General features: G+C 59.2%; 6 protein-coding genes and 1 pseudogene. 1 reads left to right on the top strand and 6 read right to left on the bottom strand.

The features are described 5' to 3' along the window. The first annotated feature begins 185 nt into the window (after positions 1-185). Positions 186-1199, top strand: coding sequence for an ATP-binding protein (locus tag M0D64_RS40375; RefSeq protein WP_266261776.1), 1014 nt, complete (start codon positions 186-188; stop codon positions 1197-1199). Between the two features lie 689 nt (positions 1200-1888). On the opposite strand, the pseudogene M0D64_RS40370 reads toward M0D64_RS40375, so the two are convergent. From M0D64_RS40370 to M0D64_RS40345, 6 genes and pseudogenes are all read right to left on the bottom strand, one after another. After that, positions 1889-2020: pseudogene (locus M0D64_RS40370) on the bottom strand (DDE-type integrase/transposase/recombinase); the annotation flags it as partial. 76 nt (positions 2021-2096) lie between these two features. After that, positions 2097-2747, bottom strand: coding sequence for a group II intron maturase-specific domain-containing protein (locus M0D64_RS40365; protein ID WP_266261775.1), 651 nt, complete (start codon positions 2745-2747; stop codon positions 2097-2099). Further along, complete coding sequence (locus M0D64_RS40360) at positions 2713-3036, bottom strand: reverse transcriptase domain-containing protein (RefSeq protein ID WP_266261777.1); 324 nt, start codon at positions 3034-3036, stop codon at positions 2713-2715. Before M0D64_RS40360 ends, M0D64_RS40365 begins: the two co-directional genes overlap by 35 nt. Before the next feature lie 430 nt (positions 3037-3466). Beyond that, on the bottom strand, positions 3467-4159 hold the full coding sequence (locus tag M0D64_RS40355; protein WP_266261774.1) for a cysteine hydrolase family protein: 693 nt from the start codon (positions 4157-4159) through the stop codon (positions 3467-3469). Positions 4160-4357: 198 nt separating this feature from the next. Continuing rightward, complete coding sequence (locus M0D64_RS40350) at positions 4358-6445, bottom strand: 3-hydroxyacyl-CoA dehydrogenase NAD-binding domain-containing protein (RefSeq protein WP_266261773.1); 2088 nt, start codon at positions 6443-6445, stop codon at positions 4358-4360. 263 nt (positions 6446-6708) lie between these two features. After that, positions 6709-7794 carry a porin gene (locus tag M0D64_RS40345; protein WP_266261772.1) on the bottom strand — a complete coding sequence of 362 codons (1086 nt, stop codon included), beginning with the start codon at positions 7792-7794 and terminating at the stop codon, positions 6709-6711. Positions 7795-7840 lie beyond the last annotated feature (46 nt).

Here is a 7840-nt window from a genome sequence, read left to right as displayed (position 1 = left end):
GAAGCAAGGCGCATTCTGCAAAAGCAGGCGGAAAGCGTAGCCGGTCAATCAATGGCGAGCCTTTCCAGGATCAGCAGCACGACCGAGGAGCACGACACGACGCGCGAGCGAGCGGACCGTGAAATCTCGACGCCGCTACCACCTATGCGGCGAGCACAGCAATGGTAACGCTGTCTGCAACTGCAGTGCCGCTGATTGCCGCTCATGTGCCGCGGGATCATCCTATTGTCACGCGCGACTATTCTTTGTTCACCCTCGCCATCCATGACATGGTCGAGCGCATCGGCATGTGGCTCGACGACCAGATCGACGGAGCGACGATTTTCGGACCATCCCGCTTCGGCAAATCGAGCGCGGTCGATCACTGGCTGCAGCGCCTGCTGTCTGATCGTCACGGCGGCTACGTGCCCCTCGTGATCTGGAGCCATACGGACTCAGGAAGCGCCGCCGCGGTAGGCCGCTTTTATGCCTACCTTCTTGAAGCAAGCGGTCACCGCCTGGCGCAGTCGCGGCGCAGCCCGCTGGAACGCCAGACCATGCTGGTCGAGCGATGGATTGAACTTGCGTCCCAAGGCGGCGGGCGGTTTCTGGTACTGGTGATCGACGAGGCGCAAGGAATGAGTCAGCGCGAGTGGATCTGGCTGGTAGAACTGCACAGTCTGCTCGAGAAACAGCGGATCCGCCTGGCCGTGTTTTCGATCGCGTCGCTGCAATTCTTCGACGAGCCAATTGGCATGGCGCTGGCCGGCGGTGCCCATGTCGCAGCCCGCTTCATGCTGGCCTCCGAGCCATTTCATGGTGTGCGGAATGTGAGCGAGCTTGCCTATGTCATGCGAGGCTACGACGAAGGCAGCGAGTGGCCCGCTGGCTCAGGCTGCTCATTTACGGCGGGACTGGCGCCGCGGCAATGGGCCGACGGCTTCCGGATGGCGGATCACGCCGGGGCGCTGATGAGCGCAATGCAGGACACGCTGTCGCCGCATTACGCAGGACCACTGGACTTTCCGATGAAGACCGTCGCGCAGGCGTGCCGTCACATTTTGCTGCGCGTCGCGGGCGGCGTCGACATTGATGTAGCGACCTCGGCCGACGCATGGAGAACCGCTGTCGACGCAAGCGGGCACGGTACCCTGATGGCGCTGGTATCGGCGAGCGCGGCGCTGCGGGGAAACACCCGACGCAGGGCCAGACATGCCTGACTCCCGTCTAACCTGGCATAGTGGAAGTGTGCTGCCGTATGCATCGAGATGGCATACCGTCATGCGCGCCTGCGCGCTGAACGCGCTTCGTCCCGACGATCTTCCATGGCATATACCGGCAACCGGGTCGACCATCGACCACCCGGCAGCCTCTGATCGTTCGGAGTGTTGGAGTTCAGAATTGCTGCTAGCCGTGTTCATAGCGGCGCTAGCACGATCACTAACGATGCTAGCGTGCCTTGCACACGCCCGAGAATTCAGTCAGAGCATCGCGCTTAGCCTTGAAGCTATAGTGCCGCTTGCACATAACGGGTGTCCGCACAGCTGGCCTGCCGCCGAACACTACGACTCGTGACAACCAGAATAACCCTTCATACAAGCGCTAGAGTTTCCGTTTTCGAAAGCAACCATAGAAAGCCGAAGCGGCCGCTGACAACATGCGGTCGGTCATCGATATAGAACGACGCTTATGAAAAACGCCTTTTCGATCGCGTGGTCGATGCGATTTGATATCTAGGTACCTATGCCGCGCTAGCAGAGTTACTGAACAAACTTCCTTATGATTGTTGTACCGTCGCAACAGGCATCGAATCGCACTGATCGGGCGCATTCCCTTACACAGCAAGCGATTCGACGTCGTGGCCGCTAGCATCCCTGTGAACACGGCTAGCAGCATTTGTGAACACCAACAGCACCCGCCGGAAGAAGCGCTTTGCCGCGGCCTTATCGCGCCGCCTTTGCACCAGCACATCGAGCTCAGCACCGTGCTCGTCGACCGCTCGCCACAACAGATACGGCTCGCCGCGCAGCGTCACGAACAGGTAAGTAGGCCCGGGGGATTTCACCCCGAGCCTCTCGCAGAACCGTGCGTAAACCTCTCGATTTACACGGCTCCCGTTATCCAACCTTTACCCCCAGAAACTGCCAGTGCACAAACTGTAGCGGATACGCCTTCCTCATCTTGTGCAACCACTCGTCGCTACGCCGTTTATGCCGTCGTAGTGTTTTGTACTTGCACCGGGCCCAGCGTGCGAGCTTGCGGTCCAGATAGCGACCGAGCCCCTGCATGGCCGTCCGATAGAAAGCTCCGTAATAGTTCCACCAACCACGTATCGTGGGATTGCATTGATCGGCCAGTTCGACCAGTGACCTGAACGTCTGACGAGGTAGCCGCCACCCCCGCACTGTCTGTCTCATCCGTTTCAGGGCACCACGACTCACGCCGGGCAGAAAGCTCGTTGAGAGCTGCCCAGATCTGGTCATCACCCTCCGCGGACGAAACAGGAAACCCAGAAATGTGAAGGTCACATTCGGGTAGGCTTGAGTACGGCTTCTGTCCCTGCGATAAACGATGCCTGACTTTTCTGGATGCATCTCCAACCCGCATTCCGCCAGCCGCGAGGCAATGGCGTGCATGACCTCCTGCGCCTGCGCTTCGCTGCGGCAATGGACCACCGCATCATCGGCATAACGCGCAAAGGGACATTGCGGGAAGTGTCGCTGCATCCATGTGTCAAGCGCATAGTGCATGAACAGATTCATCAGCATCGGGCTGACCACTCCGCCCTGCCGGTGTATCGCGCACCCGCGGCAGTCTCACTCCGTCCGCAGTCTCAAACGGCGCAGTCAGCCACCGCTCGATGTACAGCAGGATCCAGTCCGCCTTGATGTGCCTGCGCACCGCCTTGCGCAGGAGGCCATGATCAATCTGATCGAATGCCGCCTTGATGTCAAACTCAACAACCCAGTCGTATTTCCAGCAGCGCTCACGCGTTACGACAACCGCCTGTTTCGCCGACCTCCCAGGCCGGTATCCATAGGAATTTTCATGGAATATCGGCTCAAGTACCCATCATACAGATACGGCTTTTCACATCAAGCTGTGCCGGGAACTCCGCAGGCCGGATGGACACGATTTTCTCGTCGACAACAATGGTATCGATTCCGCACCGAGGTTTTGCGTTGCAATTGGGGTCACAAACTGTTCGAACTGTATGGGTCATGGAATGGTCCTGCCTTTCCGGTGATGCCAAATTGATTGATCGTTCACTCTAAGCCGCCTGGCACACGGGGGGCGCGTGGGGCATCAAGTGTCGCCACCGTCTCTCCGGCGCTCTCGGACCACATTACTTCGCGCACCTCGTCGTCGGAGCGTCAAACGTCAGACGGCACACGCCCGGCGCTCTATGCGTCCCCTGACGGGGACCGCCGTTGAAATAGCCTCCATCACTGACCTCTGAATTAGCGATAGAAGTCCGAAAGCTGAATTATCGTGACCGACTGGAGAGAATGACGGAAAGCACCTTATCGGTTGTCATGATATCCGCATAGGTCGGAGACAGACTGTTCAACGTGCCGTTATGCTCCGAGTCAGTAAACGTGGCGGTAGCATCCGCAACGAAGATTGTCTTATAGTTGAGCTGACACGCATCACGCGCGGTGCTTTCGCAGCAGCTATTGGTGAGCGTGCCGCTGATGATCACGGTATCGATGCCTCTTTGGTCGAGAAGACTCTTCAGATCACACGTGTCTGGTGTAAAAGCGGAGAAGCGGGTTTTGTCCACCACCACGTCGTCAGGAAACGCATCCAGTTCCGGCCAGAGCGCATGGTCGTGGGAACCGGGAACAAAGGTCTCCCTTAGTGCTTTGCTGAATTTTTCAGACATACCAAGCTGATACCAATTAGGCCAGACACTGGGCTCATCAGCCCTGTACGTCCAGCGGGTATAGGCGACCATGCCACCCGCAGCACGCAAAGACCGACTGATTGCATTGACATTGGGTACGATCTTGCGCGCCATGGGCACCTCAAGGAGCGCACCTTCCTCCATAAAACCGTACTGCAAATCAATGACAATGTGACAGGTCGTTTTGGGGTCAATCGATTCAAATGCCCATTGTCCACCGCGATTCGCAATGGTGCGTTTGAGTACTTCTGGAATGATCTGGATGGAATGCATGCTCATACTCCGGTTAAGTTCACTTGACTCGTCATTCTTGTCCGTAAAAGCGCTTGCTCCCGGACCCGATGAAATGATTAATATCGTGCTGGATCTCGTCCTTGCCACGTTCTGAGTCGAAGTAGTGATCATGCATCGCCTCCAAACACGGAAAGTACAGCTCTGACAACCCTTCGCGCACGCCGGGCCGGGCTCGCATCATTCGAAGCTCGTGCCCTGCCCGGCCAGCTTCACGAGCAGCGGGCTCGGCTGCCACTGGGCACCCTGGTAGCCTTGCTGATACTTTCGGACGCGCGCGAGCACTTCGCCAAGGCCAAGCGTATTCGCGTAGTGCATCGGGCCGCCTTTCGTGATCGGGAAACCGTAGCCGGTCGTATAGACGACGTCGATGTCGGAGGCGCGCTGCGCGATCCCTTCGTCAAGAATCTGCGCGCCTTCGTTGGCAAGTGCGAGCATCAACCGGTCGACGATCTCCTCGTCGGCGACCGTGCGCTGCGCAACACCGACTGCCTCACGGTAGGCACGCAGGATCTGGTCAACCTCCGGATCCGGCAGACGCTCCCGACCGCCGGGCTCGTAGCGGTACCAGCCCTTGCCCGTTTTCTGACCAAGGCGCCCTGCCTCGCAGAGGCGATCGGCGACGCGCGAATAGACCATTTCCGGACGCTCCACGTAGCGGCGCTTACGGATCGACCAGCCTACGTCGAGACCGCTCAGGTCGCCGACGGCGAGCGGCCCCATTGCCATCCCGAACTTCTCCATCGCCGCATCGATCTGCTCGACGCTACACCCTTCGTCAAGCAGAAAGAGCGCCTGCTGCAGATAGCGCTGCAGCATCCGGTTGCCGATGAAGCCGTCGCACACGCGCGAGAGCACCGCGGTCTTCTTGAGCTTGCGCGCGAGTTGCATCACCGAGACGAGCACCTCGTCCGATGTCTTCGCGCACCGCACCACTTCGAGCAGTCGCATCACGTGCGCGGGCGAGAAGAAGTGCATGCCGATCACAGTCGATTCGCGTTGCGTGACTGCTGCGATCCGATCGATGTCGAGCATCGATGTGTTGGTCGCAAGAATTGCCCCCTCTGGCGCGATTCGATCGAGGTCGCGGAAAATCTGTTGCTTCAGATCGAGCCGCTCGAATACCGCCTCGACAACCAGGTCGACGCGGGATACCGCTGCGGCAAGATCGAGCGTTGGCGAGACAAGTTGCAGCACGCGGGTGCGCGCATCGGGCGTGAGGCGCCCCTTGCCGACCTGCGCATCGTAGAACTCGCGAATTGTTGCTATGCCTCGCTCAAGTCCTTCATTTTTCGCATCGACGAGCACGACCGGAATCCCCGCATTCGCGAAGCAGATGGCAATGCCTACCCCCATCGTGCCAGCGCCGATCACCGCTGCCTTGCGTATCTCGCGTGGGCTTGCATCGGGGGACAGACCGGCAATTTTCGTGGCCTGGCGTTCTGCGAAGAAGTTGTAGCGCAGCGCCTTCGATTCTGGCGTCGCGAGCAGCTCGAGGAAACGGGCGCGCTCAAACTCGCGGCCCGCTTCGAACGGCAGCGTCGTCGCCGCTTCGCAGCAATCCACGATGTACAGCTTGCCTTTATGTCCCGGCGTGTGCTTGTTGATGTCCGCACGCAGCATTGCGAACAGGTCGGTGGGTGCGCTGGCCATTCGAGCCGCCAAGGTGCTCGTTCTGCGTAGCGGCGCTTTTGCAGTGATCAGCTTGCGCGCGTAGGCAAGCGCGTCATCGAGCAGATTGGTGTGAGAGAGCTCATCAACGAGCCCGTGGTCGAACGCATCCGTTGCACCAAGAGGCGCACCGCTAAGCATCATCGGCGCCGCATTTTCCATCGGCATCAACCGCGGAAGCCGCTGAGTGCCGCCTGCGCCTGGCAGAAAGCCAAACTTGACCTCGGGCAATCCGAGTTGCGCATTCGCGGCCGCTACGCGGTAGTGCATCGCCATCGCGAGTTCGAGTCCAGCACCGAATGCGAAGCCGCCGATCGCGGCGATCAGCAGCTTGTTAACCTCGTCGCATCCTTCGATCAGCTCTGGCATGGTCGGTGATGCATTCTGAGCTAGCGTGTTGAATTCGCGAATCTCAGCTCCGCCGCAAAACGGCTGTGAGCCGCCCGTAACGATGATCGCCTGGACGTCGTCGCGTGCAGCAGCGTGCAGAATCAGTTCGTGCAGTTTCTGGCGCTGGGGAGCGGACAGACTGTTCACCGGCGGATTGTCAAAACTCACGACGGCAACGCCGTCGTCGACCACATATGCAGACTCCATGACCGTCCCATCTCCTGATTTCGTGATTCGAATGCTGCCACGCAGGCAGTTCGCTGTATTGACAGTCGGGCTGCCTGCTGGCCAGCAGGCACCCGGGCACTTCGCACCCAACGGGCGATTCCGTTTTGACTGGCTTTGCCTGTGACATCGTCATTCGTGCGCATAGGTGCGCGTCGGCCCTTCAGCGAGCCGCCCGATCCTCGTGTCGACCACTCGATCAGCACCCGCATTCGCCGCGACGTATTCCGTCCACAACGGCCCATCTAGAACGTGTGCACAATCCCGAGCGCAATCGCGAGTTGATTTGCGCCCGTCGCGACAGGCGTTGTAGACCCTGTCGCGCTCAACGCCGACTTCGAACTGTTGATCACATAGGTCACATCCGTATAGAGAGCGGTCCGCTTGGAAAACCAGTAATCTGCATTGACCCCGGAGCTCAGCGCGTGTGCCGATACAGCGCGATACGAGTGGTAGTAAGAAGCCGCCGATATCTGAAGTCGCGGCGTGACCTTGTACCGCATCCCACCAAACGCGATATATTGCGGCGGGGACGCTTGAAGCGTGGCGGAAATGTTGTTGAGCAACAGTTCGTACCCACCGTAAAGCGTCGCGTCGCCGATCTGCCATGACCCGCCTGCAACGTACCGGCGTTCGCTGTCGCTTGCCGATGCAATGCTCTGGCCCTGCCGCTGTTCGTAGACAAGCGTCAGGTTGAACGCACCCTGACGAAAGCGACTGCCGAAATCGTACTGCTTGCCGACCCGAAACGCTCCCGGCACTTCGCCGCCATTCGACACTGTCGAGTCATAGCCAAAGCTGTATAGCGCATTGAGTTCGAACGGTCCCGCGTGTCCCAGATACGCGAGAGCATTGTCGGCCCGTCCGACAAATTGCGCGTCCTGCGCTGCAAGCCCGTAGCTGGAATAGTTGAGCGGATCGAGCGCAAGAAAGTAGCGATACATCGGCGTAATCTGCCGGCCGGCCATCACGGAGCCGAACCGGTCCGTCTCGAGGCCTACGAACGCCTGGCGGCCAAAGAGCCGGCCGCCCTGCTGCAACGTTCCATTGTTCGTCGCGATGCCTGACTCGAGTGTGAAGATGGATCGCAGGCCGCCGCCGAGGTCCTCCTTGCCCGTCATGCCCCAGCGCGAATTGATGCGATTACCGGAATTGACCCGAAACAGACTGGCTGAACCCTGCTTCGCGGCGTGACTCACGTATTCGACACCGGAATCGAGAATCCCGTAGAGCGTGATCGAGGATTGCGCATGGACAGCGACGCTCACACCCCCTCCCAGGCAAACGGCAAGCAGATTTCTGATTGTCTGGGCCGTGTAATTCGACTTCATTGTGTCTCCTTTGATTTCTTCTTTATTGTAGTAGTGCTAATCGCAC

Source organism: Paraburkholderia sp. WS6 (assembly GCF_030464835.1).
Lineage (GTDB): Bacteria > Pseudomonadota > Gammaproteobacteria > Burkholderiales > Burkholderiaceae > Paraburkholderia > Paraburkholderia madseniana.
The sequence above is the reverse complement of the archived record's forward strand: the minus strand, read 5'-3'. Positions and strand labels throughout refer to the sequence as shown.

What these genes read in the sequence shown, in the direction of transcription:
- M0D64_RS40350 (WP_266261773.1), bottom strand. Translation starts at nt 6,445, where the DNA reads ATGGAGTCTGCATATGTGGTCGACGACGGCGTTGCCGTCGTGAGTTTT.
- M0D64_RS40345 (WP_266261772.1), bottom strand. Translation starts at nt 7,794, where the DNA reads ATGAAGTCGAATTACACGGCCCAGACAATCAGAAATCTGCTTGCCGTT.
- M0D64_RS40365 (WP_266261775.1), bottom strand. Translation starts at nt 2,747, where the DNA reads ATGCTGATGAATCTGTTCATGCACTATGCGCTTGACACATGGATGCAG.
- M0D64_RS40355 (WP_266261774.1), bottom strand. Translation starts at nt 4,159, where the DNA reads ATGCATTCCATCCAGATCATTCCAGAAGTACTCAAACGCACCATTGCG.